20 protein-coding genes and 3 tRNA genes are annotated in these 19,957 nt (G+C 66.6%); 10 read left to right on the plus strand and 13 right to left on the minus strand.

Annotated elements, in window-relative coordinates:
* Nucleotides 1-264: 264 nt before the first annotated feature.
* Nucleotides 265-948, minus strand: coding sequence for an HAD-IA family hydrolase (locus tag BHD05_RS01785; protein WP_236966613.1), 684 nt, complete (start codon nucleotides 946-948; stop codon nucleotides 265-267).
* 79 nt (nucleotides 949-1,027) lie between these two features.
* Between BHD05_RS01785 and BHD05_RS01790 the strand changes: the two genes are divergently transcribed.
* Nucleotides 1,028-1,657 carry a hypothetical protein gene (locus BHD05_RS01790; RefSeq protein ID WP_161884903.1) on the plus strand — a complete coding sequence of 210 codons (630 nt, stop codon included), beginning with the start codon at nucleotides 1,028-1,030 and terminating at the stop codon, nucleotides 1,655-1,657.
* A gap of 116 nt (nucleotides 1,658-1,773) precedes the next feature.
* Here BHD05_RS01790 and BHD05_RS01795 read toward each other — a convergent pair whose 3' ends face one another.
* From BHD05_RS01795 to BHD05_RS01810, 5 genes are all read right to left on the minus strand, one after another.
* Nucleotides 1,774-3,666 (minus strand): APC family permease, encoded by a 1,893-nt coding sequence (locus BHD05_RS01795; protein ID WP_161887299.1) that lies wholly within the window; start codon nucleotides 3,664-3,666, stop codon nucleotides 1,774-1,776.
* A gap of 130 nt (nucleotides 3,667-3,796) precedes the next feature.
* Entirely contained in the window at nucleotides 3,797-4,732 is a 936-nt protein-coding gene (locus BHD05_RS01800) for a WD40/YVTN/BNR-like repeat-containing protein (RefSeq protein ID WP_161884904.1), read from the minus strand.
* Between the two features lie 94 nt (nucleotides 4,733-4,826).
* Nucleotides 4,827-5,243, minus strand: coding sequence for a zinc-binding dehydrogenase (locus BHD05_RS15615; protein WP_202614266.1), 417 nt, complete (start codon nucleotides 5,241-5,243; stop codon nucleotides 4,827-4,829).
* 81 nt (nucleotides 5,244-5,324) lie between these two features.
* Nucleotides 5,325-5,684 carry an alcohol dehydrogenase catalytic domain-containing protein gene (locus BHD05_RS15620; RefSeq protein ID WP_202614267.1) on the minus strand — a complete coding sequence of 120 codons (360 nt, stop codon included), beginning with the start codon at nucleotides 5,682-5,684 and terminating at the stop codon, nucleotides 5,325-5,327.
* A gap of 163 nt (nucleotides 5,685-5,847) precedes the next feature.
* A tRNA-Leu gene (locus tag BHD05_RS01810) sits at nucleotides 5,848-5,934 on the minus strand.
* A 150-nt stretch (nucleotides 5,935-6,084) separates the two neighbouring features.
* On the opposite strand from BHD05_RS01810, the gene BHD05_RS01815 reads away from it, so the two are divergent.
* From BHD05_RS01815 to pknB, 7 genes are read left to right on the plus strand one after another with little or no spacing between them, the layout of a single operon-like run.
* Nucleotides 6,085-6,795, plus strand: a complete 711-nt coding sequence (locus BHD05_RS01815) for an FhaA domain-containing protein (RefSeq protein WP_161884905.1) — start codon at nucleotides 6,085-6,087, stop codon at nucleotides 6,793-6,795.
* On the plus strand, nucleotides 6,792-7,328 hold the full coding sequence (locus BHD05_RS01820) for an FHA domain-containing protein FhaB/FipA (RefSeq protein WP_161884906.1): 537 nt from the start codon (nucleotides 6,792-6,794) through the stop codon (nucleotides 7,326-7,328). The genes BHD05_RS01815 and BHD05_RS01820 overlap by 4 nt, the downstream gene beginning before the upstream one ends.
* Before the next feature lie 4 nt (nucleotides 7,329-7,332).
* Nucleotides 7,333-8,574: a Stp1/IreP family PP2C-type Ser/Thr phosphatase gene (locus BHD05_RS01825; protein ID WP_161884907.1), complete on the plus strand. Its 1,242-nt coding sequence runs from the start codon at nucleotides 7,333-7,335 to the stop codon at nucleotides 8,572-8,574.
* 49 nt (nucleotides 8,575-8,623) lie between these two features.
* Entirely contained in the window at nucleotides 8,624-10,006 is a 1,383-nt protein-coding gene (locus BHD05_RS01830; protein WP_236966614.1) for an FtsW/RodA/SpoVE family cell cycle protein, read from the plus strand.
* On the plus strand, nucleotides 10,003-11,439 hold the full coding sequence (locus BHD05_RS01835; protein WP_161884908.1) for a peptidoglycan D,D-transpeptidase FtsI family protein: 1,437 nt from the start codon (nucleotides 10,003-10,005) through the stop codon (nucleotides 11,437-11,439). The genes BHD05_RS01830 and BHD05_RS01835 overlap by 4 nt, the downstream gene beginning before the upstream one ends.
* Nucleotides 11,436-13,124: a protein kinase domain-containing protein gene (locus BHD05_RS01840; protein WP_161884909.1), complete on the plus strand. Its 1,689-nt coding sequence runs from the start codon at nucleotides 11,436-11,438 to the stop codon at nucleotides 13,122-13,124. Before BHD05_RS01835 ends, BHD05_RS01840 begins: the two co-directional genes overlap by 4 nt.
* A gap of 2 nt (nucleotides 13,125-13,126) precedes the next feature.
* A complete protein-coding gene (gene pknB, locus BHD05_RS01845; RefSeq protein ID WP_161884910.1) occupies nucleotides 13,127-14,884 on the plus strand; it encodes a Stk1 family PASTA domain-containing Ser/Thr kinase in 1,758 nt (585 codons plus the stop codon).
* A gap of 39 nt (nucleotides 14,885-14,923) precedes the next feature.
* Here the strand turns inward: pknB and BHD05_RS01850 are convergent, their stop codons facing one another.
* Both BHD05_RS01850 and BHD05_RS01855 read right to left on the minus strand, forming a co-directional pair.
* Nucleotides 14,924-15,562 (minus strand): anthranilate synthase component II, encoded by a 639-nt coding sequence (locus BHD05_RS01850; protein ID WP_161884911.1) that lies wholly within the window; start codon nucleotides 15,560-15,562, stop codon nucleotides 14,924-14,926.
* Between the two features lie 154 nt (nucleotides 15,563-15,716).
* The gene (locus BHD05_RS01855) at nucleotides 15,717-16,463 is read right to left on the minus strand and encodes a class E sortase (RefSeq protein WP_161884912.1); all 747 of its coding nucleotides are present in this window, start codon (nucleotides 16,461-16,463) and stop codon (nucleotides 15,717-15,719) included.
* Nucleotides 16,464-16,584: 121 nt separating this feature from the next.
* On the opposite strand from BHD05_RS01855, the gene BHD05_RS01860 reads away from it, so the two are divergent.
* Entirely contained in the window at nucleotides 16,585-16,863 is a 279-nt protein-coding gene (locus BHD05_RS01860; protein WP_161884913.1) for a cell division protein CrgA, read from the plus strand.
* Between the two features lie 99 nt (nucleotides 16,864-16,962).
* Here BHD05_RS01860 and BHD05_RS01865 read toward each other — a convergent pair whose 3' ends face one another.
* Complete coding sequence (locus BHD05_RS01865) at nucleotides 16,963-17,808, minus strand: rhomboid family intramembrane serine protease (RefSeq protein ID WP_161884914.1); 846 nt, start codon at nucleotides 17,806-17,808, stop codon at nucleotides 16,963-16,965.
* Between the two features lie 17 nt (nucleotides 17,809-17,825).
* A complete protein-coding gene (locus BHD05_RS01870; protein ID WP_161884915.1) occupies nucleotides 17,826-18,365 on the minus strand; it encodes a peptidylprolyl isomerase in 540 nt (179 codons plus the stop codon).
* A gap of 123 nt (nucleotides 18,366-18,488) precedes the next feature.
* Here BHD05_RS01870 and BHD05_RS01875 point away from each other — a divergent pair, with 123 nt between their 5' ends.
* Complete coding sequence (locus tag BHD05_RS01875) at nucleotides 18,489-19,112, plus strand: DNA helicase (RefSeq protein ID WP_161884916.1); 624 nt, start codon at nucleotides 18,489-18,491, stop codon at nucleotides 19,110-19,112.
* A gap of 124 nt (nucleotides 19,113-19,236) precedes the next feature.
* Here the strand turns inward: BHD05_RS01875 and BHD05_RS01880 are convergent, their stop codons facing one another.
* From BHD05_RS01880 to BHD05_RS01890, 3 genes are all read right to left on the minus strand, one after another.
* Nucleotides 19,237-19,632, minus strand: coding sequence for an NUDIX hydrolase (locus BHD05_RS01880; protein WP_161884917.1), 396 nt, complete (start codon nucleotides 19,630-19,632; stop codon nucleotides 19,237-19,239).
* 71 nt (nucleotides 19,633-19,703) lie between these two features.
* A tRNA-Ala gene (locus BHD05_RS01885) sits at nucleotides 19,704-19,776 on the minus strand.
* A 32-nt stretch (nucleotides 19,777-19,808) separates the two neighbouring features.
* Nucleotides 19,809-19,882 (minus strand) — tRNA-Ile (locus BHD05_RS01890).
* Between the last annotated feature and the right edge of the window lie 75 nt (nucleotides 19,883-19,957).

The following is a 19,957-nucleotide window of genomic DNA, read 5'->3' on the forward strand; positions in this document are numbered from 1 at the left end:
ACCTGCGCGACCTGCTCAACCAGCAGAGACCGCGACGATCGGCGGGCATCGGCGGGCATCGGCGGGCATCGGCGGGCATCGGCGGGCATCGGCGGGCATCGGCGGGCATCGGCGAACATCGGGCAGGCAATGCGGCATCCGAATCGAGGCCCGTTCCGCTGGCCGTCGACCGTCGGGGGCGGTCGGGGGCCGTCGACCGTCGGGGCCGTCGAGCGTCGGGGCGGGCCGACGACCGTCGGGGCGCGCGGGCCGGGGAGGCCCTTCTCAGTCCGCGCGGGTCACGGTGACGCCGGCGCCGGTGCTCGTGAACACGAGTTCCGTGAGGCTGTCGACGACGAGGTCGGCGTCGAGGTCGGCCCGCGAGTGCGTGCCGGCGACGCCGATTGTCACGCACCCCGCCGCGCGCCCGGAGGCGAGCCCGGCCGGGGCATCCTCGATCACGAGGCAGCGGGCGGGGTCGAATCCCAGTCCCGCGGCTCCCGCGAGGAACGGATGCGGGTGAGGCTTGCCGAACTCGACGTCGTCGACCGTGATGACGAGGTCGGGCGCTACGATTCCCGCCGCTCCGATCCTCGCCTCGGCGAGCGCCCGCGTGCACGAGGTCACGATCGCCTTGCGGTGGGCGTCAATCGCGACGAGTGTGGCCTCGACTCCCGGCAACACCGTGATCCCGTCGATGTCGCCGGTTTCGATCTGCTGGATGCGGGCGTACGCCTCAGAGAACTGCTGCTCACTCACGAGCGAGGCAACAAGATCACGCGCCGGCTGTCCGTGTCCGCCGTCCCTGAACGACTGCTCGACCCCGTACTCACCGGCCCACTGGAGCCAGGAGCGCTCCACCGCCGGAGTCGAGTCGATGAGGGTGCCGTCCATGTCGAACAGAACAGCGTCGAACAGAACAGCGTCGAACGCAGCACCGAGCATGCCGGAGGTGGAGGGAGAAGTCACCTGCCCAGTGTGCCAGCCGCGCACGGCCCGGCTGGATAGGCTGCAACCGACGACCCAACACGCGCCACCCGGAGCCAACGTGACCCACTCGCACCCCCTGCACGTCGATCTCGAAGCACAGTGCCTGTGCTGCCGGTCGATGCAGCCCTTCCGGTTCGCCTCGCCAACCGACCAGGTCGTCTGCACGTTCTGCGCCAAGCACCTCGGCTCGGACAAGTCGGAGCGGCGCGACCGGGACCACCTCGAGCTGTGGCTCGACCTCCACGCCGAGCTGCAGGATGCCCACGCGCGCGCGGTCTCGGAGGCGCGGGCCACCTCCGCCCGGACCGAGGCGACGATCTCCGAGCTGCGCACCGAGGTCGCCCAGCTGACGGAGGCGATCGCCGACGATTTCGAGAACGCCCCCGCTGGCATCCGCGACGCGCTCGGCAGCGAGGTTCTCACGCGGTCCGAACGCCGCACCGAGCTGCTCTATCGCCGACTCGACCGCCTGATGGCCGCGATCTGGCGTATCGACGCGCTCCACCACGATGCGGACAACCCCGGGCTGTGCTCCTGCGGCACGGCCGTCGCGAGCTGCCCGGAGGGCCGCGCGATCGACGGCGAGCGCCAGGAACTGCGCGCCTGGGAGGCCAAGAACCTCCAGCTGCTGCGAGACGGAGCCAGGCACGCCCTCCCCTCCGAGCATCCAGCGAACCCCAGCACCTAGCTGGTCGGCTTTCCTTATCCTTGCCTTACGCTGCCCCAGCACATTGGCGCGCTGGCCCCCTCGGGGAAGATCCCGCTAACTGGAGGGGCTGAATTCACCCGGCCCACGCCGCTGATTCAGCCGCCGACGTGGATTCCGGGGCGCCGGGAAGGATCCTTCTCGGCCTCTCGAAGGATCTCCCGCACGAGCGGTGCGGTATCGCCGCGCCCCAACAGCATGTAGCGGAACATGGAGGCGATCGGATGCCCCTCCGCCCACTCGAAATGGCACTGGGGCCGAATTCCGGTCGCGTCTCTCACCGCGAGAAGGATCGCGGCGATCGCGTTCGGCACCGCCGAGCTTTGCACGCGGAGGATGTTGTAGCCGTAGTTGGTGTGGCCCCGCACGTTGAGTGTCTGGCTGAACGACGACGGGTCAACGACGTCGACCTCGAGAAATACGGTCGTCGCACCGGCGGGCACCGGGTTCATCGACCTCTGCGCGGTGTCTTTCTCGACGTATTCGGCCTGGTCCGCCTTGTTCCGGCGATTGGCGATGATGTTTAGCTCACCATCCTTCGCCAGCACCTCAGCGATAATCCGGCGAGCGCCGGCATCGAACGTGACCGTGTCGACTCGGAGCTCCGTGGCGCGGTAGACGCGGGATATGACCGATACCGCGACAATCCCGCCGATGAAGAACCCGGAGATCGCAATCCCATCCGGCTTCTCGATGATGTTGTCGATCAGGGCATAGGCAAGCACGAGGCTCAGGAGGCCGAAGCCGATCCGACGCGCGCGCTGCCTCTTGCGAATGGCTGAGATCGTCACGGCGACCGACCCGGACACCATCATCGCGAGCACGCCGGTTGCATAGGCGCCCGCCTGGGCATTTACATCTGCCCCGAAGGCCATCGTGATGACCACGCTCAAGCCGGTGTAGACGAGCACGACCGGGCGGACCGCCTTGCTCCACTCCGGAGCCATCCCGTAAGAGGGGAGGTACCGGGGCACGATGTTGATGAGCCCGGCCATCGCGGATGCGCCGGCGAACCAGAGGATGAGCACGCTGCTGATGTCGTACACCGTGCCGAATGTCTCGCCGAGATACTCGTGAGCGAGGTAGGCCAGCGCGCGGCCGTTAGCCTCACCGCCCTCGTCGAACTCCTCGGCGGGGATGAGAACGGTCGTGACGAGCGTTGTCGCGATCAGGTAGACGCTCATGATGAGCGCCGCCGTGGTGAGCAGCTTTCGCGTGTTGCGCACCCTCGACGCGAGCACCTGGTACTCCGTGAAGCCCTCCGACTTGACGAGCGGCATCATGCTGACTCCCGTCTCAAAGCCGGAGAGGCCGAGCACGAGCAGTGGGAATGCGATCACGGCGGTCCGCGCGACGTCACTCGCGCTCCCGCTCGCGGCGACCCTGTTCAGCCAGTCGTCGAACGTCGCCGGGTCGGCGATGATTGCGCTGACCGCGACGGCCACCACGACGGCGTTAAGGACGAGGAACACGACGACCAGGGGGATCGCCACGTTCACGGCCTCGTTGAATCCCAGCAGGAACACCCCGCCCAGGATGAGCAACAGCACGATCGTCACCGTGACGGCCTGCCCCTCGAGGAACTGGGGGGCGCGCGGGTTCTCGATGATGTGGACGGTCGCGTCGGCGCTCGACAGCGTGATGGTGATGATCCACGACGTCGCCACGAATCCCAGCAGCACGAGCACGAAGATTTTGCCGCGCCAGAACGGCAGCAGCTTCTCGAGCATCGCCACCGATCCTTGGCCGTGCGGGCTCTCCTTGGCAACACGGCGATACATCGGCAGCATGCCGCCCAGCGTCAGAACGACGATGAGGAGTGTCGCGATGGGTGAGAGCGCTCCGGCAGCAAGCACGGCGATGGCCGGCAGGTAGGAAAGCGTGGAGAAGTAGTCGACGCCAGTCAGCGCGGTGACCTTCCACCAGGCGTGGGTCTCGCCCTTGCCGCCGATCGACTCGGGGCCCGCAGGGGCAACGCGATTCGCCAGCATCCATCGAGTAAGCCGGTTTCCCGGGGTACCGTCGGTCGTGCCGAGAGCGATGCTCGCGGGGACTTTGCTACCTGCCACTGACTCGGTCACGAGCGATGACACTACTCCCTGATAGTGAGCGTGCCGCGTACTACTTGTCGACCAGTATTCGCCAGGTGGCTCCGAAGTCGCTGCTGACACTGAGACCCCGATCATCGGCGACGACGAGCACCGGTGTCGGCGAGGCGGCGAAGGTCATCGCCTCGACCTCTCCCGACGTCGATCCGCTCTGCCGCCACGTGCCCGCCTCCTGCACCCAGACGTTTCCCGTCAGATCGATGCCGACGAGCCCTGCGTCGGCACCGTGAACCGACTGGATCAAATAGACCGGCGGCGCGCCCTCGAGGAAAGCGAACGTGGCACCGCGATCGTCGCTGACCATGAGGCCGTCCTCGGTCGTCGCGTATACGGTGTCCGCCGAATCCGCATCCACCGTCAGATCCCGGGCGATCAGGGTCGCTCCGAGACTCCAGGTCGCGCCGGAGTCGCCGCTCGCCATGACGACGCCATCCGCGGCGCGGTAGCCGTAGACGTTCAACTCGCCATCCGGCGCGGGAGCGACGGCGACGTCGTGAAAATCGACCTCTCCACTCAACGAGACGTTCTGCCAGGTCTGCGCGGTGTCGGTGCTGGTGATCAAACCGAGGTTCGCCGGCGAGGTGTCGAGGTCGAGGTCGCGAGGATCGGGGTGCCCCGAGGCGAACATCTGGCCGTCGAGCATGGTGAAGCCCATCGCGTCGAGGGCGCGACCGGCGATGGGGCCCTCAAGCTGCCTCCAACCGATTGCCTCATCGGAGTCTGAGGCCGGTACCTCGTACACGCCGCCGTGCGCGGCGAGGTAGATCGCCCCGGTGAGCGAATCGACGCCGAGGCCGTGGATATGTCCGATACCGGGTGTCGTATCCACGGGTGCGGGGGTGCTCTCCACATCGGACGCGCAGCCGACGACGACGGTTGCCAGGGCAGCCGTGAGTGCCAGGGAGGAGATCGTTCGGCGCGCGGAGCGGGAATCGGAGGCAGCGGGCATGCAGGTCCTTGTCGGTGCGGGGCGCGCGGTGGTCCGCACACATGGTTCCAGTCGGATGACAGTGTGTTAACGCTAACCACAAACCCGGTCACCCCTATGGTGTGACGACAACCTTGCCGAGTGCGCGACCCTCCCCGACGTAGGCGAGCGCGTGCGGTACCTCGTCGAGCGTGAAGGTTCGGTCGATGTGGATGCGAAGGTCGCCGGCGATACACAGCTCGGCAGCGGGCTCGAAGCGAGCTGGCCCCTGCCGGACGGCGAGTACCCTCAGCCGGCGCCCGGTGCGCCGGCAGGCGAATACGGACCGGTGGGCGGCGAGATCCAGCACGAGGTCATACGGCTCGAGCCGCGTGAAGTCCGAGCTCCGATAGTCGACTACCGCGTCGGCGCCGAGCTCGCTCAGATAGTCCAGTTTGCCCGCATTGTCGACGGCGGTCACGTGCGCCCCGGCACGCGCGGCGAGCTGGATCGCGAACGTGCCTGCGCCGCCGCCCGCTCCGTTGACCAGCACGCGCTGACCGCGGCGTACGTGAAGCGATGCCCTGGAGCGCGATCGCGCCCGCCTGCGGCAGCGTCGAGGCCTGGGCGAATGTCAGCCCCACAAGCTTGTGCGCAAGCATCTCCTCTGGCACCACCGCGTACTCGGCGAACCCGCCCTGAGGTCCAAGTTGTCGCCATACACCTCCTCGCCGACGCGGAACCGGGTCACGGCGGCGCCGACTGCGGCGATACGTCCGGCAATGTCGGAGCCGAGGACCCGGCGCGCCGGGGCGCGTAGGCCCCCGATGCGGGAGTACAACGGGGACCCGCGCAGCACCTCCCAGTCCGAGAGATTGACCGATACCGCGGCGACCTCCACGAGCACCTGGTTCGCGCCCGGCGAGGCCACCTCAGTCTCCTCGAGCCTCAGCACGTCGGGCGGACCGTACCGGTCGTAGACGACGGCCCTCATCCTGCTGACCGACCGTTGGCCGCGAGAAGAGGGAAACTGCACATGAAGGTGAGTGTAGGGGCGGCAGCGAGGCATCCTTCGCTGAGGGGCAAAGAAAAAGCCCCCAATCTCTCGGGGGCTTTCTTGGTTTGCTCGGGTTTGTGCAGTTTCTGCACTCACCCCGTGGTGCGCGAGGGGGGACTTGAACCCCCATGCCCTCTCGGGCACACGGACCTGAACCGTGCGCGTCTGCCAATTTCGCCACTCGCGCAGACTCAGCGAGATTATCACAGCGCGAAGGCCGTCAGCGGCGCTGGGCCGCCAGCGCAACCGTTCCGCGCCGTCATTGTGCCGCGATCTCCACTACAAGAGGTAGCGGCTAACATACGAGAAGTCACGAATTGACTGGAACGAGGATCCCGTGGGCCTGTTGGACAACTTCGAGCGAGGACTCGAGCGCGCCGTCAACGGCGTGTTCGCGAAGACGTTCAAGAGTGGTCTCGCTCCGATCGAGATCACGAGCGCGCTGCGCCGGGAGCTCGACACCAAGGCCGCCGTCGTGTCGCGCGAACGCATTCTCGTGCCCAACAAATTCGTCGTCCGCCTCGGCCGCAGCGATTACCAGCGGATGACCGCGATCGGCCCGATGCTCATCGACGAGCTCACCCAGCTGGTTCAGAATCACGCGACGGCGCAGGGGTACCAGTTCGCCGGGGGCATCTCGATCCACCTCACCGAAGACCCGGGTCTCAGCGAGGGGATGATCCGTGTCGACTCCCAGAACGTCAAGGGCGAGGTCTCCTGGACCCCGGTGCTCGACGTGGCGGGCAAACGATATCCAATCGTGAAGTCCCGCACCATCGTCGGCCGCGGCCACGACGCCGACATCACCGTCGACGACACCGGAATCTCCCGCAAGCACGTGGAGGTTCTGTGGGACGGCAAGCGGGCACAGGTCAATGACCTCGGCTCGACAAACGGCTCCCAACTCAACGGCGAACCGGTCTCGAAAGCGCCCCTGGCGCCCGAATCCGTGATTCAGATCGGTCGAACCCGTATTGTTTTCCGAGTGCTTGCCCAATCCTCCGACGTCGACCTGCGCGACGAGCGCGATCGAGGCACCCAGAAGTGAGTGACCTGACACTCCTCATTCTGAGGCTTGCGTTCCTCCTCGTGCTCTGGGGGTTCGTGTTCGCCGTCGTGTACGCCCTGCGAACCGACCTGTTCGGCCAGCGGGTGCGCCGCCAGAGCGCACCGGATGCCGTCGCTGCCGCAGCCGCCCCGTCCGCGCCCCCCTCGGTTGCCCCGGTCCAGCGGCCGCAGACACCGGCGAATTCGCTCCCACACAGCACAGCACCGCCGGCCACGTCGACGACCGCGAGCCGCCTCATCATCACATCCGGTCCTCGCTCCGGAGTGGAGATGCCGCTCAGCAACCAGCCGCTCACGATCGGGCGCTCGGGCGAGAGCGGCCTCGTAATCAGGGACGACTACACCTCGACCCACCATGCACGACTGATGCTCCTCAACGACTCCTGGGTCATCCAAGACCTCGATTCGACCAACGGAACCTTCCTCGACGGGTCGCGGGTTGTTGTTCCCACCCAGATACCCCTGAACACCCCGGTCAGAATCGGCACAACCAGCTTCGAACTCCGGCGGTAGCTCCATGGCGTCTGGTGGCAAGAGCACGGCCGTTTCCCATGTCGGAAAGATCCGCGCGAACAACCAGGATTCCGGGTACGCCGGGGCCCACCTGTTCGTCGTGGCCGACGGTATGGGCGGCCACGCTGGCGGCGACGTTGCCTCGGCGATGACCATCAAGCGCATCACCGAGACGGACAAGCCGTACTCCTCGGCCCAGGATGCCCAGTTCGCCCTGAAGTCGGCTCTGCTCGCCGCCAACTCGCTCCTCGCCGACACCGTGTATGAGCATCAGGAGCTCACCGGCATGGGCACGACCGTCAGTGCCATGCTGCGCGTCGGCAGCGACATCGCGATCGCCCACATCGGCGACTCACGCATCTACCTGCTGCGCGACGGCCAGCTAACCCAGATCACGGCGGACCACACCTTCGTGCAGCGCCTCGTCGACTCCGGCCGCATCACGCCCGAGGAGGCGGCCGTGCACCCGCGCCGCTCGGTTCTCATGCGTGTTCTCGGTGACGTCGATGCATCACCGGAGATCGACACGACAGTTCACGACATCCGTCCGGGCGACCGCTGGCTGCTCTGCTCCGACGGCCTCAGCGGCTATGTCACCGACGACAAGATGCTCGCGGTGCTGACCTCGCTGCCGGATGCCGACGAGGCCGCGCATCGTCTTGTCAAGGAGAGCCTCGACCAGGGCGCCCCCGACAATGTCACCGTCGTGCTGGTTGACATCGATGAGTCGAGCGACTCCGGCTGCAACCCGCCCCGGACCGTCGGGTCCGCGGCGGCGCCGTTGTCGTTCGAGCCCGAGCCGGCCCGTCGTCCGATGCGGCTCCCGACCCTCCTGCTGCATCCGCTGCGCGCGACCCCACCCGCCGACGAGCACTTCGAGCCGGAGTCGGAGGAGTACCTCGACGAGCTCATCCTCGAAGACCGGCGCCGCGCCCGCAACCGCCGAATCGCCTGGCTCGTCACCATCGGCCTCGCGGCCATCGCCATCATCGTGGCGCTCGTGCTCGCCTACCAGTGGACCCAGACCCGCTTCTTCGTCGGGGTGGACGGCACCCGGGTCGCGATCTTCCAGGGGGTCCAGGCCGATGTCGGTCCGATCGCTCTCTCCAGTGTCTACGAGGCGACCGACATCAGGCTCGGAAACCTGCCGAACTATACCCAGAAGACTGTCCAGGAAACGATCAACGCCGACTCGCTCAGCGACGCACGCGACATCATCGAACGGCTGGCCAATGTCAGCGAATAACCAAGGCCAGATGGGAGGGCCCGCCCCTGAGTCCGGCGAGCGGACCACGATGACGGACACCATCCGTATCCGGCTCCGCGAACCGGCGAGGCTGCGCAACCTCGAACTGCTGCTACTCGTGTTCGCGATCCTCATCAACGCTGCCGCGATCCTGCTCGTGCAGCTCGGCGCCCTCGGCGAGGTGCGCAAGGAGGTGTTCACCTACTCGGCCGCACTGGCCGTTCTCGCCCTCGCGATGCACGTGACGCTGCGCATCGTCGCCTCCCAGGCCGACCCGTTCATCCTCCCCATCGCGACCGTGCTCAACGGGATCGGGATCGCAATGATCTACCGTCTCGACATCGCTGCCGGCCGTGAGGGCTGGGCGGCATCCGGTATCCGTCAAATGGCCTGGACCGCGATCGCGATGCTCGCGGCGTTCGTCGTGCTCGTCGTCATCCGCAATCACCGGGTGCTGCAGCGCTACCGTTATATCGCGATGTTCGTCGGCGTCGGGTTGCTGCTGCTTCCCCTGGTGCCGGGCCTCGGCCGCGAGATCAACGGCTCGCAGGTCTGGATCGGCATCGGCCCGCAGCGCGAGGATGGCAGCGTTCCGCTCTCCTTCCAGCCCGGGGAACTCGCGAAGATCGCCCTCGCGGTGTTCTTTGCCGGGTACCTCGTCACGGCACGGGACAGCCTCTCCCTCGTGGGAAAGAAGTTCCTCGGCATGCGCTTCCCCCGCGTGCGTGACCTCGGCCCGATCCTCATCATCTGGGTCGCCGCGATGGGCGTCCTCGTGCTGCAACGGGACCTCGGCACTTCGCTGCTCTACTTCGGCCTGTTCCTCATCATGCTCTACGTCGCGACCGGTCGTGTCAGCTGGGTCATCCTCGGCATGACCCTGTTCGTCACGGGGGCCGTTGCCGCGAGCCAGCTACTGGGTTACGTCAATAGCCGCTTCAACGGCTGGCTCGATGCCTTCAACAACGACATCTACGAGCAAATCGGCGGTAGCTACCAGCTCGTTCAGGGACTGTTCGGCATCGCGGATGGCGGGCTCGTCGGCACCGGACTCGGGCAGGGCAGCCCATACCTCGTCCCCTTCGCCGAGAGTGACTTCATCATTGCGAGCCTCGGTGAGGAACTCGGCCTCGCCGGGCTGTTCGCCCTGCTCGCTTTGTTCCTCCTCTTCGTCTCGCGTGGATTCCGGATCGGCTTCGCTGGACAAGACGATTTCGGACGGCTGCTCGGCATCGGCCTGGCCTTCGTGATCGCTCTGCAGGTGTTCATCGTGATCGGCGGCATCACGCGGGTCATCCCGCTCACCGGCCTCACCACACCGTTCATGGCCGCGGGAGGATCCTCGCTCGTGGCCAACTGGATCATCGCGGCACTTCTGCTGCGACTATCCGACACCGTGCGCAACCAACCCAGATTGGTGGTCGACGCATGAATAAAGAACTCAAGCGAGTGAGCGCGATTGTGCTCATCATGTTCCTGACCCTGTTCACCTCGACCACCGTCATCGCCGTCTTCCAGACCGACAACCTCCGCGTCGACCCCCGCAATACCCGCACGCTCTACGCGAGCTACTCGGCCGAGCGAGGGCCCATTCTCGTCGACGGTGGCGCCGTAGCGGAGTCGACCCCCGTCGACGACCAGTACAAGTTCCTGCGCACCTACAGCAGCCCGGAGCTCTACTCCGCCGTCACCGGCTACTTCACCCTCAACCAGGGCAACTCCGGCGTCGAGGGGGCGCTCAACGACTACCTGAGCGGCACCGCCAACGCCCAGTTCATCGATCAGCTCAATTCGATCATCACCGGTCAGAAGCCGAAGGGCGCATCCGTCGAACTGACGATCGACCCCGTCGCGCAGCAGGCGGCCTGGGATGCCCTCGGCGACAACGCCGGTTCGGTCGTCGCGGTGAACCCGAAAACCGGAGCGATCATCGCGATGGTCTCGAAGCCCGCCTTCGACCCGAACTTGCTTGCCGTTCACGACACGACCGCCGTGATCGACAACTACAACACACTGCTGAGCGACCCTGGCCGGCCCCTGCTCAACCGCGCGATCGCAGGCGACCTCTACGCTCCGGGCTCCGTCTTCAAGCTCGTCACCGCCGCCGCCGCCATCGACAGCGGGCAGTACACGCCCGAGAGCGAATTCCCGAACCCGCCCACCCTGCAGCTGCCACAGTCTACGAGCACGATCAGCAACGCCGCGGACGGCAACTGCGGTGGCGCCGAAACCGTCGACCTTGCCACCGCCCTCCGGCTGAGCTGCAACATTCCGTTCGCGCAGCTTGGTGCCGCCCTCGGCGAGGACACGCTCTCGCAGTACGCTGAGGCCTTCGGGTTCGAGCGGCCCCTCGCCGTTCCTCAGGACGTCACGCCGAGCGTGTTCCCCGCGACCGAGAGCGAGGCGGAGCTCATGCTCGCCTCCTTCGGCCAGGCGAGCGTGCGCGTGACGCCGCTTCAGGTCGCGATGGTCTCTGCAGCTATCGCCAACGGTGGCCGGCTCATGGAGCCGACGCTCGTCGAGTCGATCAGGGCACCAAACCTCACGGTCATCCAACCGCCGCAGGAGGTCGTGCTCAACACTCCCGTCTCCCCGGCCACCGCGGCCACGCTCACCCAGCTGATGGTCGACAACGTGAACAATGGGGCTGCCAGCAATGCAAGAATAAACGGAGTCGATGTGGCTGGTAAAACCGGAACAGCAGAGAACGACGGGGCCGAAAACACCCTGTGGTTCACCGGATTTGCCCCCGCCGAAGACCCGCAGATTGCAGTGGCTGTGGTTGTCGAAAATGGTCAGGGGTTCGGCAACTCGGTGGCAGCCCCAATTGCAAGGAAGGTCATAGAGGCGGTGCTGAACAAATGAGACCCACAAGTGGCCTCACCTTCGGTGGTCGATACCAGTTGTCGAGCCGTGTCGCGATCGGCGGCATGGGCGAAGTCTGGCAGGCGACCGACCTTGTAATCGGACGCACCGTTGCGATCAAGATCCTCAAGGACGAGTATCTCGGCGATCCCGGCTTCCTGGAGCGGTTCCGCGCAGAGGCGCGGCACGCCGCCCTCGTGAACCACGAGGGCATCGCGAATGTCTTCGACTACGGCGAGGAAGAGGGCAGCGCGTATCTGGTCATGGAACTCGTTCCCGGCGAGGCGCTCTCCACGATTCTCGAGCGCGAGCGGGTGCTGTCGACCGATCGCGTTCTCGATATCGTCGCCCAGACCGCCTCCGCGCTCCACGCCGCCCACGCCGCCGGTCTCGTTCACCGTGATATCAAGCCGGGGAACCTGCTCATCACGCCCGACGGCCGGGTCAAGATCACCGACTTCGGCATCGCCAGAATCGCCGACCAGGTGCCGCTCACCGCCACCGGGCAGGTCATGGGCACGGTGCAGTATCTGTCGCCCGAGCAGGCGAGCGGGCACTCTGCGTCGCCGACAACCGACATCTACTCGCTCGGCATCGTGGCCTACGAGTCGCTCGCCGGCCGCCGACCGTTCACCGGTGAGTCGCAGGTCGCGATCGCGATGGCCCAGATCAACGACACACCGCCCGAGCTGCCGGTGACGGTGTCCGAGCCGGTGCGCAACCTCGTCTATTCCTGCATCGCAAAAAAGCCGAGCGATCGCCCAGCCTCGGCGGAACATCTGGCCAGGGCCGCGCGAGCACTCCGGCGCGGCGACGTGAACCAGGCGGCTGCCGCTGTTCCGGCTATCCTCGCCGGCGGCGTGGCCGCCGCAGCGATGGCTCCGGCCGGGCGCAACGCCGACGGCACCCAGTCGACCCAGATCCTCGCTGCTCCGGTGTCGGCCTCCCCACCCACGGGCCCGATCGAGTCGAAGGCCCGCAATCCGTGGACCTGGCCGCTCATCGCACTGCTCGGAGTGATCGCGCTCGCGATCGTGGGTATCCTCATCGCCCTCCTGCTTTCCGGGGACGACGCGCCCGTAGCGTCAGCGAGCCCCTCGACGAGCGCCAGTCCATCCCCGTCCCCATCGCCCACGCCGTCGCCCTCGCCCTCGCCCACCGAGAGCGACACCGTCAACATCGATCCGGCCGAATTCATCGGAGCGAGCGAGGCGGACGCGACCGCGCGGCTTCGCGAGCTCGGACTCGAGGTCACGGTTGTGACCGGCAATGCCGCAAACTCGCCGGAACAGGTGTCGACGGTCTACGCGATCAGCCCGCGCGGCAACGTGCGAAACGGAACGCTTGTCACCCTCGACGTGTATGGCGAGGTCGCGGCACCCGCGCAGCCGGGGCCGGCGACCGCACCAGCGGGTCCCTACGTGCCCGGCGACGAGATCACGGTCACCATTCCCGCGTACTCCGGGTGCGCGACCGGAACCCAGCTCACCGCCTTCCGTGCGAACGTGGAAGGCGGGAGCTTCACGCCGGCCAACCCGCTACCGCCGTCCGCAACGTCGATCACCGTGACTCTCACCGACAACGAGTCCGGCTCGACGAGCATCAGCTACCTCGCGGAGTGTTCCGGGATTCAGTCGGCGCCGTCCGAGCCGCTCGTCTTGCAACACGAGACGGCCCCGGAATAACCATGGTCAACACCTACCCGGGCAGCACCGGCGGCCCCGGCTTCCCGCGCTCCGGCGACGGACCGGCGGTCGATGCGCCCCGAGTCCTCGCCGGACGATACCAAGTCGGGAATCTCATCGGGCGTGGTGGCATGGCGGATGTGCACGTGGGCATCGACAACCGGCTCGGGCGGCGCGTGGCGATCAAGCTGCTCAAGCCCGACCTCGCGACCGACCCCAAGTTCCGGTTGTTGTTTCGGGAGGAAGCGCAGAAGGCCGCGCGCATGGCGCATCCGACGATCGTGCGGGTCTTCGATGCCGGCGAGGAGACCTCGACCGACTCGAGCGGCGCCGAGCACCAGGTGCCCTACATCGTCATGGAATACGTCGACGGCCGACTGCTGAAGGACATCATCGCCGAGGGGCCGCTCGAGCCCAGCGAAGCCGTGCGGATCATCTCCCAGGTGCTCACGGCGCTCGAGTACAGCCACCGCGCGCTCCTCGTGCACCGCGACATCAAGCCGGGCAACATCATGATCACCCAGAACGGCCAGGTGAAGGTGATGGACTTCGGCATCGCCCGGGCCGTCTCCGACAACTCCGCAACGGTGGCCGAGACCGGCGCCGTGCTCGGCACCGCACAGTACTTCTCGCCCGAGCAGGCGCGCGGCGAGACCGTCGATGCCCGCACCGACCTGTACTCCACCGGCATTATCCTCTTCGAACTACTCACTGGCCGTGCGCCGTTCCGTGGCGAGCGCGCGGCCGCCGTCGCGTACCAGCACATCAGCGAACCTGCCGCCGCGCCATCGAGCCTCAATCCGAAGGTCTCGCCGGCGCTCGACTCCGTCGTGCTCCATGCGCTCAACAAGGACAAGTTCAATCGGTACCAGACCGCCTCGGAGTTCCGCGCAGACGTCGAGGCGGCCGGCGCGGGCCAGGTTCCGCACCGCAGGCTCCCCGCGGTCTCGGACGTCAACGCCACACTCTTCGGCGCGAGCCCCGTCACCGGGCCCGAGGCGACCCTGCGCCACCTCTCCGCGCACGACGACGAGCGGGTCGTGCGCACCCAGTCGCGTCCGCCCGTCGCCTGGATCTGGGCGGGCGTCACGCTCATGGCGGCAATCCTCATCGCGGTCGTTCTGTGGGTGGCGAACCTGCCCGACAGCCCGAGGGAGCTCGGTACCAATCTCTCGGTCTCGGTGCCGAACATCGTCGGCGCGACCTACCAGGACGGGGCAGAAACGCTCACGAGCGTTGACCTCGTCGCCACGCAGATCGGGCAGGCGAGCGACTCCGTGCCTGAGGGAACAATCATCAGTACCGACCCGTCGGCTGGCCAAAAGGTCGAGCTGAACTTCGTGGTGCGCGTCTACGTGTCTCTGGGCAAGAATCCCACGACAGTGCCACGGCTGGAACAGCTGTCGGAGGAGGCGGCGAAGGCCGCCCTCGAGGCACGGGGGCTCATCTACGGCATCACCACTCCCGAGTACGCCGTCTCGGTTCCGTCGGGCACCGTCATCTCGAGCACCCCGGCGTCCGGGGCCGATGTGCGCGAGGGCGACACTGTCGACCTCGTCGTGAGCAATGGGCTCGTCGAGGTGCCCATGGTCGTCGGGCAACCGATCAACACCGCCAACACCACCCTCAGCGCGCTCGGGCTCTCCATCGAGGCGAGGCCCGACTACTCCTGCTCCGGTGGCGCCGTGACCGCACAGGACCTACCCTCCGGCGACCACCCGCAGGGGGCGCCGATCATGATCCTGTACTGCGCCGGCTAGACGGCCCCCGCCCCGATCGGACGTTCAGGCCGTCGGGAGTCAGTCGAGGGCGACGAGGGGCGTGAGTCCGACCGCGGCCTGCTGGGCCGATGTGAGCCCGGCGGTCGCGAGCCAATTGGCGAGCATAAGGTAACCGCCCTCGGTGAGCACCGACTCGGGGTGGAACTGCACGCCGAAGATAGGTGCGCTCTCGTGCCGCAGTCCCATGATCACTCCGCCGTCGGTGCGCGAGGTCACGACGAGATCGCTCGGCACCGTCGAGTCGACAACAGCGAGGGAGTGATAGCGGGTGGCCCGGAACGGCTGCGGCACGCCGGCGTAGAAGTCGCTGTCGTCATGGCTGATGAGTGAGGTCTTGCCGTGCATGAGCTCGTCGGCGTGGGTGACGGTCGCGCCGACCGCCTCGGCGATCGCCTGGTGTCCGAGACACACTCCGAGCAGCGGCTGCCCGGACTCGAGCGCCGCGGTCACGACCGGCACCGAGACACCGGCGGCCGCGGGGGTCCCAGGGCCTGGCGAGAGGAGCACCGAGTCGTAGTCGCGGATGACCGACGCCACGTCCGCCACCGCAAAGGCATCGTTGCGTACCACGGTCGTCTCCGCGCCCAGCTGCAGCAAGTACCCGTTGAGCGTGTAGACGAAGCTGTCGTAGTTGTCGATCACGAGAACTCTTGTCATTGTCCAACCGTAACGTCTGTCACATTGATGAAGTTGTTCAGCCAGGGAAAGAAGACGAAGACACAGGCCGCGAGGATCACAGCGACCAGGACGACGAGTATCAACACCCGCACCCACACCGGACCCGGCAGCAAAGACCATAGTGCGGCGTACATCACGTACCTCCCAAATTCAGCTCCGCGAGCTCCTCGGGGGCCCCGGCGGATGCTGGTTGCCAGTCCTCGAAGACCCCATAGGCAATGATGCGCTCGGCGGCCGAGAGCATCGGGTTGCAGCTGGTGAGGGTGATAATGCGCTCGCTCGCGGCCATCCCCGGAGCATGAGGAACCGGCTCGAGTACCTCGATGGCCGTCGGCAGAACGTATTCCATCGACCGGAACGCATAGGTGTACCAGCCATCCGATGTCTGCACATAGATGCGATCGCCGACGGTGAGCTCGGCAATGCGGTTGAACGGCGCACCGTAGGTCGTGCGGTGTGCCGCGACTGCGAAGTTGCCCACCTCACCCGGCATCTGCGTGCCGGGGTAGTGGCCGACGCCGCTGCGAAGCACATTGCTCGCGTCCACTCCCTCGGCGATAGTCCGCACGTAGTCGTCGCCGAACCGCGGAATGTAGATGTTCGCGAAGGCGACCGTCTCGGCGGATGCGGGGCTCACGACGGGCTCACCGAATTCGGTGTCGGGGTCGAGGGGGGTGGCCGGAGGCGCCGCCGACCCGAGCTCACGGCTGAACGCCATCGCGTCCTCCCGTTGCGCGCTGCCAACCACGATGTCGTTGAGCCACAGCTGCCAGCCGAGGAAGAGGAAGACAAACACGCCCGCCGTGATGAGGAGCTCCCCGATCACCCCGACGACGCTGATGCGGGGGCGCCCCGGGGGTGAATCAGGGCGCCGAGTCATGCCGACAATTCTAAGCGACGGCGGCTGGGACGACGGCGGGCACGACGGCGGCGACGCCCGCCGGGCTCGGCGGTCGGCGCGAAAGACGTGCCTTCCCCGCCATTCGCGCTAGAATTCCGGAATGGCCCGATCGAACGAACGCGCGAAGCCCGTTGTTGCGACGAACGACAAGAACGGCGGCCGCGGCCCCGACACGCAGAAACGCGGCGGCGACGACGCCCCCAACCCCGTGTGGTTCAAACCGATCATGTTCGGCCTCATGCTCATCGGGCTCGCCTGGATCATCGTGTTCTACGTCAGCGGCACCACTCTGCCGATCCAGTCGCTCGGCGACGGGAACATCCTCGTCGGCTTCGGAATCCTGTTCCTGGGATTCCTCATGACCACGCGCTGGCGATGACGTACGGGGCCAAGGTCCCCCATTAGGCCGACAATTACATGCCTGTAATTATCCCCACTGTGGATAGGGCTGTGGATAACTCAGGCGCTCGCGTCCGGGTCAGCCGACAAATGTCGTCGTGAACCCCAGGTAGCTCAGCGCGATGAGGCCCGCGGCGATCGCCGCGAGAATCAGCAACTGGCGGTTTTTCTGGCGCGCGAGGCGCGTGCGCATGTAGACGAACGCAACCAGCGCGCCGACGATGAGGCCACCGACGTGAGCCTGCCAGGAGATATTCGGCACGAAGAAGCCGATCGACAAGTTGATCACGATCAGCACGACAAGCTGGCCGCTGTTGCCGCCAAGACCGCGCTGGATCACGAAGAAGGCGCCGAAGAGCCCGAAGATGGCCCCCGATGCCCCGAGCACCCCACCGGTGGGGTTGAGCAGCAGCACGGCAACCGACCCGCCGAGGCCGCTCAGCAGGTAGAGGGCGAGAAACCGCCACCTGCCGACCATCGGCTCGAGGATCCGCCCGAAGATGAAGAGCGAAAACATGTTGAACAGGATGTGCAGAAATGAGCTCGTGGAGTGCACCAGGAGCGACGTCACCATCGTCCACGGCTCGCGCGCCGTCAGCACGGGGAAGTAGGTCAGGTACCTCGTCACGAGCCCGCCGCTCACCAGTTGCAGCACGAACACCAGCGCCGTCACACCGATGATCGAGTAGGTGACAGCGGGTGACCCCGGCGCGGTGAGGCGCCTCGCTGACGTCGACAGCCTCGATTTGGTGCGCGGCGCCCTCGCCCGACCCTCCCGGATGCATTCCGGGCAGTGGAAGCCGACCGCCGCCTGCGTCTGGCAGGCAGGGCATATTGTGCGCCCGCACCGCTGGCAGAGAACGTAGCTCTCGCGGTCCGGGTGCCGGTAGCAGTGGTTCTGCGGGTCGGGCTGGGCGCCGCTCATTGTGGGGTTACGACGACTCAGACAGCTTCGACGGTGACGCTCTCGATGACGACGTCCTCGAGGGGGCGGTCACGGGCATCCTTCTTCACGGCCTCGATCTTCTTGACCACTTCGCGGGACTCCTCGTCGGCGACCTCGCCGAAGATGCTGTGCTTGCCCTGCAGCCACGTGGTGGGAACGGTCGTGATGAAGAACTGCGATCCGTTCGTGCCACGACCACCCTGCGTGCCGGCGTTCGCCATGGCGAGGAGGTACGGCTTGGTGAAGTCGAGCTCGGGGTGGATCTCGTCGTCGAACTGGAAGCCCGGTCCGCCGGTTCCCTGGCCGAGCGGGTCGCCGCCCTGGATCATGAAGTTGTCGATGATGCGGTGGAAGACGACACCGTCGTACAGCTTGTCCTTCGACACCTTGCCGGTGCCGGGGTGGGTCCACTCGATCTCGCCGGTCGCGAGACCGACGAAGTTGGCGACGGTCTTCGGGGCGTGATTGCCGAGGAGATTGACGCGGATGGGCCCGAGATTGGTCGTGAGGGTAGCGACATGGGTGTGAGTAGACATTCCACCATCCTCCCACAGCGGCTCTGCCCACTCAGGATTCGCCCAGTTTTCGCGGTGTTGGCGGCCAGCCTGCAACATGAAAGACTTACCTAGTTCGCTACACCACAACCGGAGGGTGATCTCATGGGACTATCACGTAAGCGCGAGAAGGAACTCAAGCGGCTGAAGCACACCGCCACGGATCTCTGGGAAGAGCAGAGAGAGGTTCTCGACCACGCCTCGAAGGTCGTGCGCGAGGCAGGGCGCCAGCTCGGGAACGTCTCCCGTGAGGAGGTCGCTCCCCGTATCCGCTCCACGGTCGATGATCGGATCGTCCCCGCGGTCGAGACCGGCTTCCTGGCTACGAAGAGCGCGGTCGACGGCACGCGCTACAAGATCATGCACGACGTGCTGCCGAGTGTGTCCGGGGCTCTCGCCTCGGCACTCGCGACGCTTGAGGTCTCGAAGGACCCCCGCGTGCGCGAGGTCGTCGAGCAGGTGCAGAAGACGACCAAGCGCGTCAGCAAGAACGCCGAGCGCGCCTACGCCGACGCATCGAAGAAGGCGAGCAAGGCCTACAAGAAGGTCGGCAAGCGAGTGAGCTTCGTGCCAGCTCCGAAGAAGTCGATGGGTCCCGGTGGATACATCCTCATCGCACTCGGCCTCATCGCCGTTGCGGGCGTCGCCTACGCCGCCTGGCAGACCCTGCGCGCTGACGACGAGCTGTGGGTGCTCGACGAAGCGGATGACACAGAGCCTCCCAAGTAGCGCCCAGGTAGGCCACGCCGAGGCGCCGCCCGCGTCGAGATTCTCGACCGGCGGCGCCTTTGCTGTTCCCCGGGCGACCACGGGCGCCGGACAGGCGCTGTGTGCCCCTGTGGCGCCCTTAGGCTCAGGGGTAGGCGCCCCACCGCTCGAGGTGGTCCACGAGACCCGCGCTCGTCGTCAGGCCGCCCAGCTCCTCAGCGGCGAACCAGCGCGCGTCCCGTGCGTCGTCTCCCGCGACGAGGGTGCCGGAGAGGTATTCGGCCGCGAAGTCGTGAACCTCGAAGACATCCGTCCCGTTTCCGGGGATCTCGATGCTCCCCCACTCGTACAGCGCGCGAACGACAAGCCCCGTCTCCTCGAGCACCTCGCGCTCTGCGGCCTGCGCGAGCGACTCGCCCGGTTCCACCCGGCCGCCCGGCAGGCTCCAGCATCCCGCCTGCGGGGGCCTGCCCCTCAGCACGAACAGGATGCGGCCGGCGGCGTCTCTGATCACGGCTCCGGCCGCGAGAATCCTCGTCACAGCGGAAGCGTATCCCCGCTCGCCGCACGGGACCTATTAATAAGCCTATTAACAAGGGGAGACCCTGACTGTGGAGACGAGGGGAATCGAACCCCTAACCCCCGCCTTGCAAAGGCGGTGCTCTGCCAATTGAGCTACGTCCCCGAGGGGCCCGCAACTGGTGCGGGATTCCCGAGTGGGGCTACCTGGACTCGAACCAGGGACCTCTTCGTTATCAGCGAAGCGCTCTAACCGCCTGAGCTATAGCCCCATGAGGGCAGATACGACAGTATCGCACCCGGTGGGATTCACTAAATCGTCGGGCACCGGTGCGCGCGTCGCGCCG

It is taken from the genome of Marisediminicola antarctica, assembly GCF_009930795.1.
In the GTDB taxonomy this organism is placed as follows: domain Bacteria; phylum Actinomycetota; class Actinomycetes; order Actinomycetales; family Microbacteriaceae; genus Marisediminicola; species Marisediminicola antarctica.

Excerpts from the sequence above, each read along its gene's own strand:
- BHD05_RS01870 (WP_161884915.1), bottom strand. The coding sequence starts at position 18,365 with ATGTCTACTCACACCCATGTCGCTACCCTCACGACCAATCTCGGGCCC.
- BHD05_RS01850 (WP_161884911.1), bottom strand. The coding sequence starts at position 15,562 with ATGACAAGAGTTCTCGTGATCGACAACTACGACAGCTTCGTCTACACG.
- BHD05_RS01835 (WP_161884908.1), top strand. The coding sequence starts at position 10,003 with ATGAATAAAGAACTCAAGCGAGTGAGCGCGATTGTGCTCATCATGTTC.
- BHD05_RS01825 (WP_161884907.1), top strand. The coding sequence starts at position 7,333 with ATGGCGTCTGGTGGCAAGAGCACGGCCGTTTCCCATGTCGGAAAGATC.
- BHD05_RS15620 (WP_202614267.1), bottom strand. The coding sequence starts at position 5,684 with ATGAGGGCCGTCGTCTACGACCGGTACGGTCCGCCCGACGTGCTGAGG.
- BHD05_RS01860 (WP_161884913.1), top strand. The coding sequence starts at position 16,585 with ATGGCCCGATCGAACGAACGCGCGAAGCCCGTTGTTGCGACGAACGAC.
- BHD05_RS01865 (WP_161884914.1), bottom strand. The coding sequence starts at position 17,808 with ATGAGCGGCGCCCAGCCCGACCCGCAGAACCACTGCTACCGGCACCCG.
- BHD05_RS01875 (WP_161884916.1), top strand. The coding sequence starts at position 18,489 with ATGGGACTATCACGTAAGCGCGAGAAGGAACTCAAGCGGCTGAAGCAC.
- BHD05_RS01840 (WP_161884909.1), top strand. The coding sequence starts at position 11,436 with ATGAGACCCACAAGTGGCCTCACCTTCGGTGGTCGATACCAGTTGTCG.
- BHD05_RS01855 (WP_161884912.1), bottom strand. The coding sequence starts at position 16,463 with ATGACTCGGCGCCCTGATTCACCCCCGGGGCGCCCCCGCATCAGCGTC.
- pknB (WP_161884910.1), top strand. The coding sequence starts at position 13,127 with ATGGTCAACACCTACCCGGGCAGCACCGGCGGCCCCGGCTTCCCGCGC.
- BHD05_RS01830 (WP_236966614.1), top strand. The coding sequence starts at position 8,624 with ATGACGGACACCATCCGTATCCGGCTCCGCGAACCGGCGAGGCTGCGC.
- BHD05_RS01795 (WP_161887299.1), bottom strand. The coding sequence starts at position 3,666 with ATGCTGGCGAATCGCGTTGCCCCTGCGGGCCCCGAGTCGATCGGCGGC.
- BHD05_RS01800 (WP_161884904.1), bottom strand. The coding sequence starts at position 4,732 with ATGCCCGCTGCCTCCGATTCCCGCTCCGCGCGCCGAACGATCTCCTCC.